General features: G+C 56.3%; 15 protein-coding genes. 2 read left to right on the top strand and 13 right to left on the bottom strand.

Annotated features, from left to right (window positions below; all coding sequences use genetic code 11):
• Positions 1-190: 190 nt before the first annotated feature.
• Together FVB43_RS13850 and FVB43_RS13845 are read left to right on the top strand one after the other, a co-directional pair.
• Complete coding sequence (locus tag FVB43_RS13850; RefSeq protein WP_167864178.1) at positions 191-1,372, top strand: oligogalacturonate lyase family protein; 1,182 nt, start codon at positions 191-193, stop codon at positions 1,370-1,372.
• Between the two features lie 3 nt (positions 1,373-1,375).
• Positions 1,376-1,696 (top strand): cupin domain-containing protein, encoded by a 321-nt coding sequence (locus FVB43_RS13845; RefSeq protein ID WP_167864177.1) that lies wholly within the window; start codon positions 1,376-1,378, stop codon positions 1,694-1,696.
• A gap of 71 nt (positions 1,697-1,767) precedes the next feature.
• On the opposite strand, the gene FVB43_RS13840 is transcribed toward FVB43_RS13845, so the two are convergent.
• From FVB43_RS13840 to FVB43_RS13780, 13 genes are all read right to left on the bottom strand, one after another.
• On the bottom strand, positions 1,768-2,406 hold the full coding sequence (locus tag FVB43_RS13840; RefSeq protein ID WP_133844663.1) for an RpiB/LacA/LacB family sugar-phosphate isomerase: 639 nt from the start codon (positions 2,404-2,406) through the stop codon (positions 1,768-1,770).
• A gap of 59 nt (positions 2,407-2,465) precedes the next feature.
• Positions 2,466-3,227 (bottom strand): 2-dehydro-3-deoxy-D-gluconate 5-dehydrogenase KduD, encoded by a 762-nt coding sequence (gene kduD / locus FVB43_RS13835; RefSeq protein WP_159338338.1) that lies wholly within the window; start codon positions 3,225-3,227, stop codon positions 2,466-2,468.
• 516 nt (positions 3,228-3,743) lie between these two features.
• Positions 3,744-4,178 carry a hypothetical protein gene (locus FVB43_RS13830; protein WP_167864176.1) on the bottom strand — a complete coding sequence of 145 codons (435 nt, stop codon included), beginning with the start codon at positions 4,176-4,178 and terminating at the stop codon, positions 3,744-3,746.
• Positions 4,172-4,795, bottom strand: a complete 624-nt coding sequence (locus FVB43_RS13825; RefSeq protein WP_167864175.1) for a peptidoglycan recognition protein family protein — start codon at positions 4,793-4,795, stop codon at positions 4,172-4,174. The genes FVB43_RS13830 and FVB43_RS13825 overlap by 7 nt, the downstream gene beginning before the upstream one ends.
• Before the next feature lie 25 nt (positions 4,796-4,820).
• Positions 4,821-5,303 carry an Hcp family type VI secretion system effector gene (locus tag FVB43_RS13820; RefSeq protein ID WP_167864174.1) on the bottom strand — a complete coding sequence of 161 codons (483 nt, stop codon included), beginning with the start codon at positions 5,301-5,303 and terminating at the stop codon, positions 4,821-4,823.
• A 229-nt stretch (positions 5,304-5,532) separates the two neighbouring features.
• A complete protein-coding gene (locus tag FVB43_RS13815) occupies positions 5,533-7,089 on the bottom strand; it encodes an SUMF1/EgtB/PvdO family nonheme iron enzyme (protein WP_197931290.1) in 1,557 nt (518 codons plus the stop codon).
• A 45-nt stretch (positions 7,090-7,134) separates the two neighbouring features.
• Positions 7,135-8,349 (bottom strand): ABC transporter permease, encoded by a 1,215-nt coding sequence (locus tag FVB43_RS13810; RefSeq protein WP_159338592.1) that lies wholly within the window; start codon positions 8,347-8,349, stop codon positions 7,135-7,137.
• Positions 8,339-9,076, bottom strand: a complete 738-nt coding sequence (locus FVB43_RS13805; protein ID WP_159338593.1) for an ABC transporter ATP-binding protein — start codon at positions 9,074-9,076, stop codon at positions 8,339-8,341. Before FVB43_RS13805 ends, FVB43_RS13810 begins: the two co-directional genes overlap by 11 nt.
• Positions 9,076-11,046 carry a vWA domain-containing protein gene (locus FVB43_RS13800; RefSeq protein WP_167864173.1) on the bottom strand — a complete coding sequence of 657 codons (1,971 nt, stop codon included), beginning with the start codon at positions 11,044-11,046 and terminating at the stop codon, positions 9,076-9,078. Before FVB43_RS13800 ends, FVB43_RS13805 begins: the two co-directional genes overlap by 1 nt.
• The gene (locus tag FVB43_RS13795) at positions 11,043-12,116 is read right to left on the bottom strand and encodes a hypothetical protein (protein ID WP_133844681.1); all 1,074 of its coding nucleotides are present in this window, start codon (positions 12,114-12,116) and stop codon (positions 11,043-11,045) included. The genes FVB43_RS13800 and FVB43_RS13795 overlap by 4 nt, the downstream gene beginning before the upstream one ends.
• Positions 12,110-14,818, bottom strand: coding sequence for a virulence factor SrfC family protein (locus FVB43_RS13790; RefSeq protein ID WP_167864172.1), 2,709 nt, complete (start codon positions 14,816-14,818; stop codon positions 12,110-12,112). Before FVB43_RS13790 ends, FVB43_RS13795 begins: the two co-directional genes overlap by 7 nt.
• Complete coding sequence (locus tag FVB43_RS13785; RefSeq protein WP_133844685.1) at positions 14,818-17,886, bottom strand: virulence factor SrfB; 3,069 nt, start codon at positions 17,884-17,886, stop codon at positions 14,818-14,820. Before FVB43_RS13785 ends, FVB43_RS13790 begins: the two co-directional genes overlap by 1 nt.
• 18 nt (positions 17,887-17,904) lie before the next feature.
• Positions 17,905-19,416, bottom strand: coding sequence for an SrfA family protein (locus FVB43_RS13780; protein WP_167864171.1), 1,512 nt, complete (start codon positions 19,414-19,416; stop codon positions 17,905-17,907).
• Positions 19,417-19,453: the final 37 nt, after the last annotated feature.

Here is a 19,453-nt window from a genome sequence, read left to right as displayed (position 1 = left end):
CCTGCGCCATCTATCCCGCTTTTCTGAACAAAAAACGGCTGTTTTGTGATCGGCTTTGCATTTCTGGCAGCGACTGACCCCGTAGCCTTCTCCACGGTGGTAATGTGTTTTCATATTTATGAAACAGCATTTCAATTAAATGAAGGCGCTCAACACAGAGCGACACTCATGGCCACCGATGGAGTGAATCATGGCAAAAGGTTCTCAGATCCAATTCAACTTCCACACCGTTCAGGATGCGCAGACCGGCGCCCGGGTGACGCGCTTAACGCCACCTGATGTGCTGTGCCACCGTAACTACTTCTATCAGAAGTGCTTTACCCGCGACGGCAGCAAGCTGCTGTTTGCCGGAGAGTTCGACGGTCATCGTAACTATTACCTGCTCGACCTGAAGTCGCAGAAGGCGGTACAGCTGACGGAGGGCGCCGGCGATAACACCTTCGGCGGTTTCCTGTCGCCGGATGACCAGCACCTTTATTACGTAAAAAATGAACGCCTGCTGCAACGCGTTACGCTGGCTGACTTCAGTGAGGAAACCGTCTATCAGGTGCCGGATGCCTGGGTCGGTTACGGCACCTGGGTGGCCAACAGCGAGTGCACCAGCCTGGTAGGGATTGAGATCGACCGCAAGGACTGGACGCCGCTCTCTGACTGGACCATTTTCCAGTCGTTCTACCACAGTAACCCGCACTGCCGCCTGCTGCGCATCGACTTGCTCAGCGGCCAGTCTCACGTCATCCACGAGAAAAATGAGTGGCTGGGGCACCCGATCTATCGTCCGTTTGACGACAGCACCGTGGCATTCTGCCATGAAGGCCCGCACGATCTGGTGGATGCGCGTATGTGGCTGGTGAATGAAGACGGCAGCAACGTGCGTAAAGTGAAAGAACACGCGCCAGGGGAGAGTTGCACTCATGAGTTCTGGGTGCCGGACGGCTCTGCGCTGATCTATGTTTCCTATCTGAAGGGCCAGCACGACCGCCATATTCGCCGCTTCGACCCGCAAACGGGGGAAGACATCAGCCTGATGACCATGCCTGCCTGCTCGCATCTGATGAGCAATGATAACGGCACACTGCTGGTCGGCGATGGCTCCGGTACACCGGTAGATGTGAAAGATACCGCCAGCCATACGATTGAGAACGACCCGTGGCTATACCTGTTCGACGCCCAAACGCGCCAGTACGCGCCGCTGGCTGCACATAACAGTTCCTGGCAGGTGCTGGACGGTGACCGCCAGGTAACCCATCCGCACCCCTCTTTCTCGCCGGACGATCGCCACGTACTGTTCACCACGGATTACGAAGGGCTGCCCGCGCTCTATCTGGCGGAGATCCCGGACGCCCTGCGCCACTCATTAAGGAAGGATTAAACCGTGTTTATCTACAAGCAAGACAGACCCTTACAAGACCTGGGCGATGGTGTGAGCCGTCGCGTTCTGGCCCACGGCGGCAGCATGATGGCGGTGGAGGTCAGCTTTGAGACCGGGGCCATCGGCCCGATGCATAACCATGTGCATGAGCAGCTTACCTATGTGCTTTCCGGCCGCTTCCGCTTTACCATCGGCGATGAAACTCACGAAGTCGGCGCGGGCGATACGCTGTATAAAAAGCCGGACATTGTTCACGGCTGCATCTGCCTGGAAAAAGGCGTGCTGTTAGACACCTTTACCCCGCAGCGGCAGGACTTTTTATAAGTTATCGTGCCCAATAAAAAACCGGTGCTGATTCAGCACCGGTTTTTTTATGCCTGAAGAAAGAGAGCGCGTTATGCGAGGATTTCACGCACAAAGTTTTCGATCTCTTTGTTCTGGCTGTTCTCGAAGAAGCATTTCTGGAAGCGCTCGCCGGAGACCGCCGTTTTTACCAGCTCTTTATCGATAGCGCGCAGTGTATCCAGGTAGTTCTCTTTAACGATGGCGGCTTTCACCTGATTTAAGATGCCGGCATTGCGTACCTGAGGCTCTTTACGATCGGCCGGATAGCCCTGACCTTTCGCACCGCTAAAGGCTTTTTCGAAGATAAAGCGCACGTTCAGCTCGGCACCCCAGCCAAATCCTTTGGCAAACGGCAGCGACAGCGCATTGCCGTTGTTGATCTGGGCAAACAGGAAGGCGTCTGCCGGGTCAATGCAGTAACCGCAGATCACGCCCGGATGCAGGTTCAGCGACATCAGCGCGCCCTGCCCGGTGCCGCAGCCCGCCACCACAAAGTCCACCGCCTTCGAGTTCAGCAGAATGCTGGCCATGATCCCCAGGTGAATATAGGTCAGGTGGTGATCCTGCTCGTCTGACATGCCAACGTTATACACCGGGTACTCTTTCTCCCCGGCGACCGCGTTCAGCTCTTTCAGGATAATCGCGTTTTTAGCCGCCTGGCTGTTTTCCATCATCAGTGCAATTTTCATTTTAACGTCCTCTTGGGTGCAGCGGGATCGCCCGCTGCACATCAGTGAATTAGGGGGTATTAACGCGCCAGCCAGCCGCCGTCGACGGCGATGGTGTAGCCATTAATATAGTCAGATGCTGTAGATGCGAGGAACACCACCGGCCCCATCAGGTCGGCTGGCAGGCCCCAGCGCCCGGCCGGGATGCGGCCGAGGATCTCTTCGCTACGGGCTTCATCGGCGCGCAGCTGCTGAGTGTTGTTGGTGGCCATATAGCCGGGTGCAATCGCGTTGACGTTGATCTGGTGCTTCGCCCATTCGTTCGCCAGCAGACGGGTGACGCCCATCACCGCGCTTTTCGAGGCAGTATAAGAAGGCACACGGATACCCCCCTGATAAGAGAGCATCGACGCAATGTTAATAATTTTCCCGCCTGTTCCCTGCGCGATAAACTGTTTTGCCACCGCCTGCGACATAAAGAACACGGATTTGATGTTCAGGTTCATCACGTCATCCCAGTTCTTTTCACTGAAGTCGATGGCGTCTTCACGGCGGATAATCCCGGCGTTATTCACCAGAATATCCAGGTGGCCCATCTCGGCGACTGCGCGCTCCAGCAATCCCGGGATCACTTTGGTGTCACTGAGGTCGGCGGTCAGGCTGAGGAAACGACGCCCGGTTGCCGCGATGCGTTCAATGGTCTCTGTGGGTTCGACAATATTGATACCGACAATATCGCAGCCCGCTTCCGCCAGGCCGAGCGCCATGCCCTGGCCTAAACCGGTATCGCATCCGGTCACCACCGCCACTTTTCCCGACAGGGAGAAATTATCCAGAATCATGTTATTTCCTTGAGTTTGACCAAACATGTTCAGGCGCTTGCCGTGACCCTAAAGTGTGCGGACAGTGCCCGATACCAAAACTGATACAGGCAGCTTAACGGCAAAGTGGGGTAAACTCAACAAAATGAAACGATGTTTCATTTTATATAAACCTGAGTATCTATTTTTGCTGCGGGGATCACATCCTGGAGAGTTCAGGAATGATGTAGAGGCCGATCATCTTTTCCGATCGGCCCGGGCGGATGGTGTGTACCACGGGCCAGGTCTGCATCACAAACAGGAGTGGCTGCTCATCCGGCGTCAGGTCCGGGGCCAGTTTGAGCACGCCGGATCGGCAAAAGACGCATCCATGCGGGCCTCGACACGCGCCGTCCTGGCGCGTGACGCCCGGCTTACCTCAAGCTGGCCCCCTCCACGCAAAATCGTACTCGCTGTCGGTTTTAAAAACCCAACGCGATTGCGATTTCTCGTAGGGGTCGATCATCTTTTCCGAACGACCCTTTATCATTGGTTTATTTAACATATTGGATCATCACCTAAGCCATAGGTGCAGGCATAAGGATCGGTCCATTGGTTGTCTTTTAGAAAGAAAGTGGCTGCCTCTCCATTATCGAAGATTACAAGCCCCAGACCGCTGGATTGCACCGTCCAGTGCCCGGAAGAACCATCTTGGAATTTTACTTCGCCAGTAGAAACACAAGGTGAATAGTATTCATGAAGCAGGTTCCCACTTTTTTTTGACTCTTTAGCCTGGTTGAAAAAACGGATCATCTGTTTATTCGTCGGCCTGAAGACCTTACAAGCTTCTTCTTCATTTTTGTCTGTACGTCCATCGTAATGTAATCCTATCCCTTCAACGTCAAGTTGACTGACTTCTCTTCCCTGTGCTTGCGTTGAAATAAAGAAGAAGATGAATAAGACAACACTAAATGATTTTTTAAATTTTACCATTGTGCTGTACTAGCCTCCGTTTCGTTTTTTCTTCCTATTTCCGGATGACGATATATTTCATTCATACTGACGTTGAGTGTTTCAGATAATTCTTTAATTAACCATGTCAAAGAGTCATTTTGTCGCGCATTGACTGCCTCATAGATATATTCGTCTTTACCCGTTTTTTTGTTCTTAACCTCTACTGACTCACCCACAATCTCAATCCCAATACTATCAACATTGCTCGGGAATCGGTCAGGGTAGTTTTTCAATTTCTCAATCTGATGCACTTTGTCAGAATTTCTCCATGACTTTTCCAGTTCAGCCACTTTTTGAAAATCCGTCGGTTCGCATTTTTTGGTCAGAAAACAGCGGGATTGTAATTTTCCCACATGCCAGGTGATCTGGAATAACGAAGCGGTCTGATAGATGGTGCCATCTCTGTCAATCAGGAAGTGAGCGCCGGTGGCGCCTTTCGTTTGATAACTGTGAAAGGTACTGCTGGCTGTCGGCGCATTGGTCTGATGCACAACGATGCCATTAACCGCATCCATCTTTCCACGCTCAATATTATTGAATATTTTCAGGATGATGCGTTCTGCATCAATATAACCACCCTCGTCGATATAAAGCATAAGTCCCTTCCTTAGGTTACAAAAATCAAATAATGGCGTTGGCTTTAATGTCATACCCCATGGAAACCGTGCCTGCCATTCCGCCCTCTGCATTTTGCAAAACATAATCCATTTTCACCCGTGAGAATGATAACCCGACCTTTTCTCGCGGACTGCGCATGGTGTCATAACCGAAAGACTCAACCCGGGTAATGATCACCTCCTCTAAGGTCACACGCAGATACTCCAGCGGAGAGCCGCCGGCTTTGCGAACGGTCAGCACGACTTCCGGTATGTGCTTGCCAGTAAGACAGTATTGAAGAAGATTGGGGCTGGCTTTATCGAGGCGGTGATCGAAGTACAGATCGCCGACGGTCGACTTTCCGGCCCCCCCGCCGCTTCCTGAGTGCATGTTGGCAGGCTGACTGACGGCCCATTTCCAGCGTATAACCTCAATCTCACCTTTATGTGAAAAATCCAGAGATTCACCCTCAATCCCCTTAAATGTAATGAAAATATCCTGAGCCATACGTCCTCCTTGTATATGAGTAAAACGATAAAACTCATGGCTATTGGTTTAGCCTGAGCTTATTAGTGGAATAATTAATAAGCTGAATATTTATAAACAAGGGAAGGTACGGCTAATTGAGGAGGGTTATAAATAGTAAAAAAATGATTTTCTAATTGTTGCTGAAGAGATGAGGCCTGCTATCCGCTGTGCGATTAACACAACCCTGGCGAGGCCTCAAGTAAAGGCGTTAAATTTTCTTGCAGCTTTCCAGCCAGCCGGCGGTATCAATCTTGCCGTTCTCCAGATATTTCTGCTGGTTCTGCCAGTGTGCGGCCAGGAAAGGTTTGAGCCCGGACAGACGCTTGTTCAGGGTCAGCATCTGATCAAAGACGCCAACCTCATGTTTCAGCCCTTCCTGCCCATATAAGGTCGCCGAATCTACCAGGCTACTGGCGTAGTAACTGGTCACCTGCTGTAAACTTTTTGTTTGCTCACCCAGTTTGGTTTTACGGATAGCACAGTTCTGATCGCTGCTGTCTTTATCCTTACACAGCGCCTCATAGTTATGTGTGAGGAAATCGAGGAAGCGACCATCATCCTGCAGCTTGGTGCAGAGGAACGATCCCAGGTTAAGGCTGGCGCGGATCGATTGCGCGCGCTCTTCCTGCTGCTGCTGATTGCTGGCCCGCAGCTGACTTTCCAGGTCATTGAGCTTTTTCTTCAGTGCGGCATCATCTACCCCTGAGGCCAGCGTTCCCAGTGCTTTGACGGTGTCTTTCGCTTCATCTTTTTTCTTATCTGCACCGCTACTGTCTGCCCCGAGCGCAGCCCAGCTTTTTTCCAGCTGCTTAACCCGGCCCGTTGAGGTCATCGCGGGGGCTACCAGCACCAGACGCAGCCCGGTGGTTTTACTGGTCGCAGGGCTGGTACTGTCGTAATAGTTCACCTCTTTGCGCGCCGAACTGCGGATCTCCGCTGCACTGGTCTGGAAGTTGCCCCCGCGCACCACAAAGCCCCCAGCCTGACCGTGCAGGCGATTGAGTTTATTGAGATAAAACGGGGTAAACATCATCTCCGAGACATTGCCCAACATATCATGCAGGCCAAGAGGATTCGGGCTGAGACGCCCGATCAGCTGCACCTTGCCATTGGACGATTGCGCACCGGAATACCACTCAAAGTTTTTCATGTCATCCATTGGATAATGGACATCACGAAACTCCGCGCTGTTGACCTTCAGTCCGCCACGGGCAGCAAACTCCCACTCCACCTCCGTAGGCAGGCGTAAAAAGCCAGCGATACCGTCTTCTTTCGGCAGTTTATCGGCCGCATTACTGCGTAGCCATTCATTGTATTTATTCGCCACGCTGACCGCATCAAACCAGCTGATACCGGTCTCCGGCACGCTGAGTTTACGCGACGGCGTGGGGCAGGTTCCCTGCGTCAGTGCCTGATATTGCAATGCGGTAAGCTCATATTTTGCCATCAGGTAATAACGGCCTTTGCTCTTACCGGCATCGGAGAAGCTCCCGGCGATAAAAGCCGGATAGCTGTGTTCAACAAAGCCCCATTCTCCGCCATCCTGCCCCAGCGTGATCGGCAGGTCATCAAGGGGGCCAGCAAGGGGAATCTCGACCCGGCGAAAAGCCATCGATCCCTCGCAGGGCATCGGCAGAATGATATCGTCATCATCAGGTTTAGGATTGTAGCTATCGCCTGTCCAGGGCTCGGCCAGGGCAGGTGCGGCACTGGCGAGCAAAGCCAGAAACAGCCAGGATGACAATGAGGAAGGCGTAAAGGTCACGAACAGTCTCCGCTAATCAGTAATAAGAAAATAAGGGTGGCAGCATCACACCTCGCGCAGACTCTGCGCGGGTTCAATATGGATGGCACGGTAAGCGCCAATACTGGCGACCAGCAGCGCTACCACCGCCGTCAGGGCCATGGCCAGCAGGCTATGCATCGGCGTGATTTTGCACAGCATCTGCCCCGTGGCCTGGCTACCCGCCAGCGCCCGGTTAAAGACCTGGCTGGCAATCAGATAGATGCTGTAGCCACCGACATACGCCAGCAAACTGAGCAGACAGCCCTGTATCATCACGTAGAGGCCGACGGCCGGGCCGGTGAAGCCGAGCAGGCGCAGGACAGCGATATGCTTACGTTTGCGATCGACGTTGGCGATAAAAGAGCCCACCAGCGAGGCGATGCAGCCGATCAGGGCCGTCGCGGCGATGGTATTAAAAATCACCCCCAGCACCCGGTTAATGCTTTTCACATTTTCAATATCTGCCAGGCGGCTGGCGGTTTCGATGCGCTGCGCCCGGAGATCGCGCTCAAGACCGGCCACCTGATCAATATCTTTGGCGTACAGTCGGGCGCGGGCATAGCGCGGTGACATGTCGCTGAGGGGGTTGCCGCTGCTGACGCCGAGGGCCGGGGTAGCGAAGCCGTCACGGAAATGTTCCAGCATCAGTAACAGGGTCGGGCGAGTAAAGATGGCCGGGCGATTGAAGTAGGTAGCCGGTAAAATACCCACCACGGTCAGACGCTGACGCCCCCACTCGCGGCGCTCTTCAAACAGGCGGTTCACCCGGAGATCGATCGTCTCCCCGACGCTGACGGCAAGCTTGCGTGCGGCTTCCTGGGTTAACACCACCTCATTGTCATGACGCAGGATAAGGCTGCCCAGTAACGGGTCACCTGACGCAGTGGGGATCACTTCGGCGCTTTCGATAAAATGGGTGCTGTCGGTTTGCAGATCGGCCAGCGTGTTCAGCGAACGCGTCTGCCCGATAGCAAAGCCCACGTCGGGCCGCTGTTGCAACTGTTCGATCCAGGCCTGGTCATAGCTGTTGCTGCTCAACATGCGGATCTCAAGATTACGCGGGTCTTTCGCCAGGTCGTCCTGTAACTGGCTGACAATGCCAAAACGCAGGCCGAACAGCAGCAGCAGAGGGGCTATCACCGCCACCAGCGAAGAAATGATGCAAAAGGAGATGGTGCGGTCGTGCCACAGGTCCTGCAAAGCGAGCCGGGCAAGCAGCGGAGTTCGGTTAAAGGACAAAGCGGGTTTCCCCCTGGACAGGCTCTGATGAATCGGCCGGATTCACGGCTGGGGCATCGGTGCGGGCGATCAGGCAAGGTAAGCCGAAACGTTCGACCAGTGGCCAGTCGTGACACACCACCAGCGCCATCATCCCTTCCTGACGCACCAGCTCAATAAACAGATTAAACAGCTGCTGCGCATTGTGAGGATCCAGCGCGGCGGTGGGTTCATCCGCCAGCACCAGCGCGGGACGATGGACAATGGCCCGGGCAAAGGCGGTTCGCTGTCTTTCACCAAAGGATAACTGCGCCGGATAGCGGGCCAGTAAAGGGCCCAGTTTCAGGGTGTCGATAATCCGGTTCAGCAGGGTTTTGTCGGGCGTTTTGCCCAGCAGCTGGCAGGGCAGGCGGATATTGTCGCGCACGTTCAGATAGGGAAGCAGGCCGCCATTTTGCAGGACGAACCCTAACTGGCGTGCACGCATATCGGCCAGCTCCGCCTGACGATCGCCATTGAGCAAGGCGGCAACATCCCGTTGCCCGCTCGCCTGGCTCAACATAAAACGCCCGATGTGGCTGGGGCGCAGCAATAAGCCGATGGCTTCCAGCAGCGTACTTTTACCACAGCCGCTTTCGCCGGTGACAGCCATCACCTCGCCCGGCCGCAGTGCCAGCTGCGGCAGCGAGACACGGTGGGCCTGGCTTCCCTGCCCCCGGACAATACACAGGTCCTCAATGTGCAGCATCAGGGCATCATTTCCAGCGGCACCGGGTAGACGCGATCGCGCGGATCGCTGCCAGCGGCAAGCTCAACCCAGCGATCAACATCGGCGTTATATTTCTGGTAGTGGCGCAACTTGGCCGACAGCGTGCGAATAAATTTCTCCTGCGACAGCCCATCCCAGCTTTTCCATGTCTCTTCGTCCAGATTCAACACGTCGCTGCGATAAGGTAAGTCGGCGAGATATTCGCCCAGCACCCCGAGATCGTTGATTTTGGTATTATCCTGCTGCTTAAGCTGGTTAGGATCGGCGCCCATAGTGGCGGCGACAGTACGTAAACGCTCAAACATTTTTGCCGGAGAGATCATGCCCTCGTTCGCGGCTTGCAGGATCTGACTGACCACATCGCTTAAATCACTTAGCTGTCCCTTAGTCAGCAGCACCCGCACATCCGTGGTGGGGATATTCTGCTTAATCAGGTCACGGTCGCTGATCCAGGCTTTAAACACCAACGGTGCCTGGGTGCCGTTCTTTTTGCCGAGATAGGCCAGCTGCATTGCATGACCAATCAGCGCCGTATCCTGCAGTAATTTCTGCTCGGGCGTCAGCTTCTTACCATCATCTTTGGCATAGATCGCACTGCCGATGGCTGCATCCCCCATATAGGCGGACTTCACCTGCGCGGTAATGGCAGAGGCCAGGGCATCAATCTGCTGACCAAAGACGGACAGATCGCCGGCATCCACCGTCTGGTACAGGTTGGACTGCGTGCTGTCAAAGTTAGAGAGATCGCGATACTGGCTTTCTGCTTTAGCGTGGTCATCTTTGCCGCTGGCGGTTTTCAGGTGCAGGGTATAGATGGCGATGCCACGATTGCCCGCCTCCAGGCGCAGCTGGCTGGCATCCAGACCGGTACCTGACAGTTTATTGCTGCCCTCAATGGCACCGGCATCGGTGATTAATACCACGTAGCGGGCGCCAAACGGGCTCCAGTCGATGTCGTCGATAGCCGACATCACACCGGCATAGGCATCTTCGTCATACAGCGAACTGGAGACTTTGGCTTCTTTCAGGTCGGCGACCTTTTTCAGGAAGTCCGGGCCATCTTTCACCTGATTGGGATCGGCGAAGATTTTGGTGCTGAATTCCAGGCCCGGCACCGCTTTGGTGTTTGAGCGATAGGACACCAGACCAAATTTCACCTGCTCCCCCAGATTTTCCTGTTTGATTTTATCGTAGATCTTATTCACCGCTTCCCTGGTGCGATCGATATACGGTCCCATTGAAATGGTGGAGTCGATAACAAACACCACCGAGGCGTTGAACCCTTTGATTTTGTTAACGCTCTCTTCTTCTTTGGCGGCGGCGGCGGTGGCGTCGGCTTTACTCACCGAAGCGACGTTCAGCAGGCGGGTATAGAAGCCCTCTTCTGTCATCACCTCTTCACCGCTGAGGATCGGCAGCAGGTAAAACTGCTTTTGCAGATCGACAAATAACGCCGGTTCCTGGGCCTGTACCCCGTCTGCATGGCCGTCACGCTTCAGTTTGGCACGCAGCGGTGCAACCAGAGAAACCGGGTCTGCTGCGGAGAGAATATCGTCCAGACTTTTTCGCTCTTTGAAAAACAGCAGGCGGTCGCGGTTGGCCGGATTGGTGAAGGCCAGGGTCAGCTGCATTTTCCAGTCAACGGTGCAGGCCTGGGGTAACCAGCCGATTTTTTTGCCGTAGCTGTCGGGCCCGACTTCGATCCAGCTTGCGCCCTTCACCTCTGTTTTTTGGTAAACGTACAGACTGCTGAAGGCGGGCTGTATCGTGCCTTTCGCTTCGCCAGCAGCGTTGCTCAGAGTGCAACCCGGCGTGGTGAGTACTCGCTGAAATAAGGTTTTTTTCCCTTCCTGCAGCAGCGGTTTATCGCCATCAGCGGCCAGCGCATGGCTGGACAGCAGCAGGGCACACAGCGGCAGCGCCAGACGCAACATCGGGGAAGGGATCATTTTTCCAGCTCCTCAAGGCGTTGTTTGACCTGTTTATTGTCCGGTTCAGCCTGCAGTGCGGTCTCGTACCAGTAGGCTGCCGTGTCTTTATCCGCCGTTTTGAAGCACTCGCCCGGCTGATGGGATTCAGGATCGTATTCACGGGCGTAAGCGATGGCGATCTTACTGTCACCCCCCTGTGCGCGGTTGGCATACAAACGCTGTGCCACGCCGCATTTCTTCGCCTCTTTGGCGGCCTGAATAATGGTCAGTAACGCCTCGCTGTCGAGCTTCTGCTCAACACAGCCCTGCACGAAATCGAGCTCTTTCTGGCTATTCAGGTTAGCAACGGTACAGGTGCTGGCAGCGGTGGTCTCTGCCGTTTTTTCTGCGCCTGCCGCAGGTGCCGAAGAGGGTTCCGTCGTGGCCGACGCTGGCGGCACCGCGGCGGCGGACGTGGCTTCCTGTTGCGCATCGGCAGCAGCAGGGGTGGCAGTATCGCGCCCCAGGAACCACCAGAGCCCGGCGGCGATCAGCAGCAGGGCCAGCACGGCACCGGCGATAATGGCGATCAGCGGTACACGGGATGGCGTGCTTTTCCCTTTGGGTTTATCCGCAGCAGACACGGCAACCGTGGGCGCAGGCTGGACAACGGGCGGGGCAACCGGGGCGGCTACCGGCGGGGACACCGGTTCCGGCGTGGGCAGCACGCTGCTGCTGCTGTAGTTGCCGGTCTGGCCACGCGCCTCCGACGAGAACAGCTCATCGCGCGCCAGCTGGAGCGTGGTGTTACGCACTTCACCTGAGGCCAGTTTGACCTGGATTTGCACCTGGCTGGCATTGGCCAGCAGTGGGTCAAGGATCGTTGGGCCAAGACGAAAACCACTGCCGCCTGCCAGCGCATAGCCGCCAGCGACGGTAAACCAGTGTTGTGCCGCCCCCCATCTGCCATCAGGTTGCAGGTAATCCTGCTCGTTGTTGCAAAGAATAAAGGTCAGGTCAGACAGGATGGCCTGCTCGCCGCGCAGGCGCACCATCAGTTGTGCCGTACCCGGCGCTGCCGGTTGGCAGGCAAAGATTTTAGCTAGCATGGGGTGTTCTCTTGTTTCAACTGGCGGATAATCTGACCCAGCTGCTGGTTATGTTCGAAGGAGATATCGCGCGTGGCGCTGTGACCGGCGTTGTCCAGAATGACGGTCATCAAGGCCGATAACCAGTCACCCATCCAGGCCACACCGGGCTGCGGTGCCACGGCTGCCAGCTGAGGTAACGCATCGCCGGTCAGCGGTGTCTGACGCGCAAACACTTTCTTTTTCTCACCCACATAGCTGTTGGGCACCTGCTCTTCCGGCAGAGAGAGATAGCCGAACCAGGCAATAAAATCACGCATCGCCAGCTGGGTACGCAGCACCTGACGCGCCCTCAGCTGGTCATGATGGGTATCTGCCTGCTCCTGACCCGCCAGCGCATGTTTCAGGGTGCCCTCCAGATCGAGGCGAGTGGCGGCCGCAATCAACTCTTCAGTGAGCAGATTCATCAGTTCGCTGTTCAGGCCGAGGGCGGACCAGTGGGCCGTTTGCTGCGGTAACTCCCTCAGATGAGCCACCCAGGCTTTGAAGGCCTGATGGGCGAACTCGTCCTCCTGGCTCACCCTTACAGACGCAGGCGCGGTGTCGGCAACGGCGGCCACCTCCGCCGTCACTGAACCGGAGAAGGGATCGCTGGCAAACGGATTGCTGCCAAACGGATTATCGCCAAACGGATTGCTCGCCAGCACCTGAACGGGGCGCGGGTCACCGGCCGCCGCGGATGCCTCATCCTCATGGCGAATACTCAGATAGATGTTGTTGAGTTCAGGCGTGGGAAGTTCCAGGCGACTGATCATTTCACCGATGCTGTGCGCACTGGCGGATAACCCCTGCCACAGATCTTTGGCAATCGCCTGTTTCTTCGCCCGCTGATCTTCGCCACCCTGTTCGTACCAGCGGCCAAGCTGTTGATCGCCGGTTTCATGGCGGCACTGCACTAACTGCTGATTCAGGCGCTTCAGTTTGAAATCCAGATGAGCAACGCGGCGCAGGGCTTCGGTGAGGCGACGCATCCCGCCATCGTTCAGCGTCAGCATCGCCTTCCATGCATCCTGCGGTTCGGCCAGATATTTCCGCACCAGCTCGCCATCGATAAAGGTATTGCCCATTCTGTCGAGCACCTCGTGATAGCGTTCAGCCAGGGACACTTCTTTAAGTACCTCCTGACCGGGTTCACGCACCAGGTCCAGGAAGGGATTATCAATCCCCGGTTTACGCACCAGGAAGACATTCTGGAACGGTTTCCCTGGCATCCACTCCTGGAGCCATTCGTAATGAGCAAAACGCTCGCGCAGGGTGATATGCAACATATCTTCCCAGCCCATTTTTAGCTGAGTGTCAGTATGTTCCAGGCTGTCGCTGATGCGTTTGTCACACATCGTGATGGCCCAGAACAGACCCGGGGCGCCGCTGCGTTCACCCGCCTTACCCTGAGTTTTTTCAACCCACCGGTTTAACACCGGGCCGACATCGGCCACGTCGCTCTGCTTGGCGGCACTGGCGCACACCACCAGCGCATTCATCTCCTGGTTATCGGTGTAGCGCTCGAAAAGATAGGCCACTTTACCGCGCAGCAGTAACTGCGAGATGGGGTTGAGCCCGCCCTGGCCGGCATCTTCCAGCTTGTCAATTTTGAGGCGTCCGCGGTAACCCGGGAAATCAAGCAAATCGACCTGCTCCACAATGCTGTCCTGCGGGACTTCCGCCAGCGGGAAAATCAGCTCCGCGGTGAGCGCGGTCAGTTCGGCTTGTGACAAAGAGGCGCTGACGGATTGTTGATCGTCGTTCCAGTAACGGATATCAACATTGCGATCCTGATGGGAACCGAGGCGATTCAGGCTATCGACGTTCATGATGCTGCCGCTACTGTGATCGGTCAGCGTCTCCAGCGGCGCAAACACCATTCTGGCATGGTTTATTTTCACCAGCACCCTGGCCAGTGAACGATAGGTTTCCGTCAGTGCGCTCTGTTTACCCCACAGCAGAGAGAACAATTCTGCACGTTCCTCCGGACGCAGCCCAGGGGCTATTTTCAGTACCTGCGGCCAGTAAACCGATCTGAGTTTTCCCACGGATCTTTTGAACGATGTATCAAGGTAGTCCCATAAAGACACCACATCTTCGCTGCTGACGCCGGCGCAGATTTCACGCTGTTCGGCACGAAGCAGGAAGGGACGCAGGTGTTCTTCAATGTGACTTTCATCGAGTTCATCGCCCAGTTGCTCCTGATTAAAGTCGTTAAACCAGGTGTTCGTCAGGATTTTGGCAATATCGATTTCGCTAAACAGACGCAGCGGGACAGGGTAACCCGCAGGTGCTTCTGGTGCCTGTCTGGTAAAGCGCGTGACCAGGCCCGTGGCCTCCTTACCCCCCCCAACCGGGTTGACCTCTTTAATAAAGTCGACTCGTCGGTCGCCATAGGCCGCTTTCAGGCTGCCGTGGCTGCCCGCTGCCAGCGCTGAGATCAGGTAGGACTTGCCCGCCTGAGAAATGCCGAAAAAACCCACCGTCATCGGCGTCGAGGCAACATGTTGCAGATTGTTGGCCAGATTGCGGGTACGCAGCAAACTGAGGTTGAGTTTGTCCGCCTCGTTATCCAGGCGGCGCGAGCCGACACGCACGGTTTCTACCCAGCCGCGTGCATCCTGACAGCTCCGGGCGATCGCTGCCCAACCTTGGGTAAGAGATTCTGGTTCGCTGTTCATTATTTTTTCACACTCCCGCTATCGAGCCAGTGCCGGCTGTCAATGAGCCCGGTATCGGGCATGGTATTCAGTTCCAGTTCTAAATCCCCTTTGCTAAAGGATTTATCGGTGTTGCTGCTGACATCTGCGATGGTCAGGCGATCGCTGATCAGCCCTAACTGGCGCGCGCGTTTGCCTTTATCCACGGTCAGCCGCACCCTGAGATAAGGGGAGCCGCTGTCACTCGACTGCGCCGTGGAGAATTTTTGACGGCCCTTTTCGTTGAAACGCAGGGTGTAGAGCGGAGCGGCAGACCAGCGTTCGGCATCCAGCTGGCGATATCCCAGCCGCAGATCGCCACGCATCACGATGCTTTGCATTGCGCCCTCGCCCTCTTCGCTGCGTTCGCCCGGCAGGGTGATCTGGCCGTTCTCTGACTGGATATGGCGGTAGACCACATCGGCATCACGCAGCAGGTTATCCATATCGATAATGCCAATATGGCGAATGGTCGAGTAAGGCTTCAGCGCCGAGACACGGAAATGGAAGTTAGGAATACTGTGATTGGCGCACAGCTGTGCCAGCATGGCGCCGACCGAGGCGGTGCTCTTCGGATCGTCGATATAGCCATTTTTGTGGAACGGATACCAGGTGCCGGTCTGGTAGCCATGCAGTGGCAGAATGCGTCCCGGCGGTAACGGCAGATTGCGACGAATGATCGCCTGGATGCCCGGTAACTGCGAAGGCCGCCCCGTCAGCAGCAGCATGTCGCAGTGATAGCAGGACAACACTTCGCACAGGGCCGTGAGCACCTTATCAATGTTGAACTTGCCCGAGCACAGATCGTTATGCACCTTCACCAGCGACAGGTTGAGGGTGATATCCACCAGCCTGAAATCATTCGGGCCACCCGCTTTTTGCACTTCGCGACGCACAAAGCCATCGACTTCGTCACGAATACTGCCAGCAGGCAGTAACTCACTCACCTTGCGGTTGATCAGCAGGTGGGTTTGCTCATCCAGCGGATCAAAGTGCTCGTAGCTGCTCAGAATATGCAGCGCCAGTGGCACAAACAGCTGCAGGCTGAGTTGCTGACGCAGTACGGCTTCAGCAGCACTGATATTTTGTGATCCGCACAGCTGCGACATCAGCGTTTCAACCGTGACTACTCCGGCATCACGCAGCGCCAGCTCGAAGGCGGGCAACACATAGGCCTGGATCACATCCAGCAGAATGTCGTCACCGGCGGTTTTGAAGCTGTCACGAAAACGCTGATGGGGAATGATATGTGCGTTAGCGCCGCTGCCTTCCAGGCCATTGCGATCCAGACGGTAGTCGGTGATCACCAGGTCCGTGGTTCCACCTCCGATATCGAGGGATGCCAGCGTGATGGTTTCACGATCTTTGCGGTCCGGGCGGCCAAGGGTATTGAAGAACACCTCCGGGTGGCCGGCAAAGTTCTGATTGATCTCGGTGTACAAATACACCAGCTGCGCACAGGAGGCCTCGTCCCATTCCACGCGAATTTTTGGTAAGGGGATACGGATATTCCCCTGGGTGGATAACTCCTGTTCATCCAGATACGGGTCATTCTCGCCGTTGTGCCAGCGCAGCGATTTCCACACTAACCCCACCGCCTGACGCATGCGGTCATCCAGGATACAGCGTTCAGCCATCGGCAGGCCTGGCGGCACCGTCAGAATGATATGACGGAGCTGGCGAGGAATACCGGCGTGGCCCTGACGGGTACGCTGTTCCACGCTGTTAATCTGGCTGATGGCCTGGGTCAGCACTTCCGACAGCATAAAGGTCATCAGCGAGCTGCGTGAATAGCGCGGTGTGAAGACCGGAATGCGATCCATCTCGTCTTCAATGGTGTGCAGCGCCTCGCCTTTTTCGTCGATGAGGTTGGCAAAGGGGGCCGCGGTCGCCAGCGGGTTGGTGTCCTGCACGTAGCTGCCGTTGAAACGCCAGCCCTGGCCATAAAACTTCTCATCCCACAGGTAGCGCTTAGGGCTGGACAGACCGGTGGAGCCTTCACTGCCGCGGCGGCGCGCCGCTAAACGGGTGGCTTCCCCGCCGATGCGGGCGATGGTCGGCCACTGGAACGCGTCATGTCGGCCGCTGCGCACAGAGCAATGGTCTTTGCCGAAAAAGGCCTGAGAGAACTCCACCCGGCTTTCAAAGGGATCGGTGTAGATGTGCTCAGGATTGCTGAGATCGCGCAGTTTCAGCACATAGTTGTGCATCAGACCGGAACCTGACTGGCCATGATCTTCAATCAGGATCCCGCAGGTGCGTGAGTTACCGACGTCGAGGATCAGATCCACCGGGATCGGTTTAATGGCATTGGTTTCGCGATTGGCGATCATGCGGAACTGCGGCAGTTCGATGGCAGGCGCGGTCTGGGTTTGCAGCCCTTCCACCGGAATGGCCATCAGTGACAGCAGGTTAAGGTAGTGCGCCAGAGGATAGTGCTGCGCCAGCTCCTGCTCCTGTTCATCCAGGTCACGGCCTTTGCTGCTCTCTTTGAACACCTCTTTCAGCCAGTCTTTGACCCAGTCCTGCGTCAGATACCAGTTGAGCGCATAGGTGGCGGTTGCCACGGCAAAGGTCGCACCGGCGTTGACGTCTTCCTGATTAGGACTGAGGTCGGCTGCCGACTGCTGCCGGGCCATGATGCGGGTATCCATCGCCAGCGTCATGCGGTGAGTGTGGCCATCCATGTCCGGTTCCGGCAGTTTGACCAGACGAAAACGCGCCCAGTTCAGCGGCCCTTCCTGATAGACATTCGGCGGACTGAAACGGAACAGGGGCAGCGGTAACCAGACGCTGTCCAGTAGCGCCAGGCTGGCATCCACCGGAATATCGTACTGGCTTTTGGCCTTCTCAATCGCGTCAGGCGTCGGTTGATAGAAATAGTAATCGCGCTGCTCGTTGTAAATCAGACGCGTGAGCACGCCATTGGCTAATTTAACAAACTCCCCCGCAGGCAGACGTTTTGGCGTCAGGCCGAAATCCATAAACTGGATACCGGAGTCGCCGACCAGGGTGATTTGACGATCAAAAGAAACAATCTCAGGCAACATAATTTAATCCGTCCCTGTTCAGGTATTGGGTTGAAGCATACGAATAGGGAAGGTTTTTTCCCCGTCGTTGCTGCCGACACACTCGGCGTGATCGGCGGCAGGCGATTTGCAGGCGATGACGGGCGCAATAAAGTCTGAACCGTCGCTACATTTCATCTGCTCTGGGTTAGTAATGCTGAGCGCCCCCTGCTGCACGTCGCCCCTGGCGGGGCCCTGGCAGGTGACACCGCTCGACTGGCGCACGCTGACGGTGCCCTCACCTTGCTTAAAGTTGTATTGCAACTGCAGCGGGCGGCCCGTGAGTTTGTCCTGGATACCGCCGTTTACCCGCCACTGGCCGTTGAGAAACTGTGCCGGACCATTAGGCAGGGTCGGCGGGATTGCCAGCGGTTTGCCCGCAGGCGGGATCACCGGCGGGACGGTATTGGGTGCCACTGCGGGCGTTTCAGCACCCGGCTCTGGCGGCGTGGTGGGCGCGGCCTCTGGATTCGCTGCAGCTTCCGGCGTCAGTGCGGGCTGAACCGGATCCGTCGTGGCTGCGGGCTCCGTAGCCTGCGCATTGTCTGCCGCGGGTGGCGTGTCGCTGGCGAGGGGTTGTGGTGCTTCCGTCGCTGACGGAACGCCCCCCACGTCCTGAGCGCTGCCCGGCAGGCTGGCGCCAGGCTCGCCTGCGACGGCACCTTTTTGCCCTGCGACATTCGGCAGTTTCAGGTCCGGCATGGCCGGCATTTCCGGCAGCTTCACGTCGGGCACCTGAGGATGGCCCTCATTGTTGACCGACAGCGCGGGGGGTTTATTCCCCGGGAAACCCGGCAGGCCCGGCAATGACAGCGTAGGAACGCAACCACGCAGCAGGCCAAACAGCAGGGCCAGTAACAGCAGCCCCAGCAGCGCCCAGAGTAACCAGCGCCAGTTCCAGCGGCGGCCACGTGTGACCGTCTCCACCACTGGCGGGCTGGCGACGGTAGCGGCCGCACGCGGCGGCGTGGTGCCAGGGATCATCGCCGCCGACGGCGCAGGCACCGATGCAGGTTCCAGCCAGTGCAGGGGGCTGCGCGTTTCACCACCGGGATGAACAAAGCCCCAGAAGGTGATCACCAGCACGCCGTTGACCAGATAGACAAAATCATAATCGGGGAAATGGCTGACTGATTTCAGCAGCTGAGCAAAGACCCGGCGATCGCCACCGGCACCGCTGTTCTCAGCGTTAAGCAGCTGTTCACTGAGTGCCTGTACCGCGATCTGGAATTCGCTGAACTGCTGACGCGCGGAGGCGCGCTCCGTTTCACTGGCGCTGCTCCACGGAATAATGTCGCCAGGAAAGCTGCTGTACCAGTCGGTGCGATCGCCCCCCTGATCGTTATGCGGGACGGCAAGGTGACGGGCCAGGTCACGTCCGGCATCAAGACGGTAGATCGCTTCGCGTAGCTGAAATGCCATCTTGAACACGGGGTAGCCCGTTTCACCCAGCGCCTTAAATGAGGAGTTATGTCCGGTACGTAGCAGTGGTCCCTGAATCGCATTTCGCATTGTCTAAACCTTGTCACGCTGTGAATGAACGAACGTT

The organism is Erwinia rhapontici (genome assembly GCF_012271765.1).
GTDB lineage: Bacteria > Pseudomonadota > Gammaproteobacteria > Enterobacterales > Enterobacteriaceae > Erwinia > Erwinia rhapontici.
This window is presented reverse-complemented; position numbering and strand designations above follow the sequence as displayed.

Coding starts and splice junctions, on each gene's coding strand:
- FVB43_RS13850 (WP_167864178.1), top strand. CDS start 191: ATGGCAAAAGGTTCTCAGATCCAATTCAACTTCCACACCGTTCAGGAT.
- FVB43_RS13840 (WP_133844663.1), bottom strand. CDS start 2,406: ATGAAAATTGCACTGATGATGGAAAACAGCCAGGCGGCTAAAAACGCG.
- kduD (WP_159338338.1), bottom strand. CDS start 3,227: ATGATTCTGGATAATTTCTCCCTGTCGGGAAAAGTGGCGGTGGTGACC.
- FVB43_RS13830 (WP_167864176.1), bottom strand. CDS start 4,178: ATGGTAAAATTTAAAAAATCATTTAGTGTTGTCTTATTCATCTTCTTC.
- FVB43_RS13825 (WP_167864175.1), bottom strand. CDS start 4,795: ATGCTTTATATCGACGAGGGTGGTTATATTGATGCAGAACGCATCATC.
- FVB43_RS13820 (WP_167864174.1), bottom strand. CDS start 5,303: ATGGCTCAGGATATTTTCATTACATTTAAGGGGATTGAGGGTGAATCT.
- FVB43_RS13805 (WP_159338593.1), bottom strand. CDS start 9,076: ATGCTGCACATTGAGGACCTGTGTATTGTCCGGGGGCAGGGAAGCCAG.
- FVB43_RS13800 (WP_167864173.1), bottom strand. CDS start 11,046: ATGATCCCTTCCCCGATGTTGCGTCTGGCGCTGCCGCTGTGTGCCCTG.
- FVB43_RS13795 (WP_133844681.1), bottom strand. CDS start 12,116: ATGCTAGCTAAAATCTTTGCCTGCCAACCGGCAGCGCCGGGTACGGCA.
- FVB43_RS13790 (WP_167864172.1), bottom strand. CDS start 14,818: ATGAACAGCGAACCAGAATCTCTTACCCAAGGTTGGGCAGCGATCGCC.
- FVB43_RS13785 (WP_133844685.1), bottom strand. CDS start 17,886: ATGTTGCCTGAGATTGTTTCTTTTGATCGTCAAATCACCCTGGTCGGC.
- FVB43_RS13780 (WP_167864171.1), bottom strand. CDS start 19,416: ATGCGAAATGCGATTCAGGGACCACTGCTACGTACCGGACATAACTCC.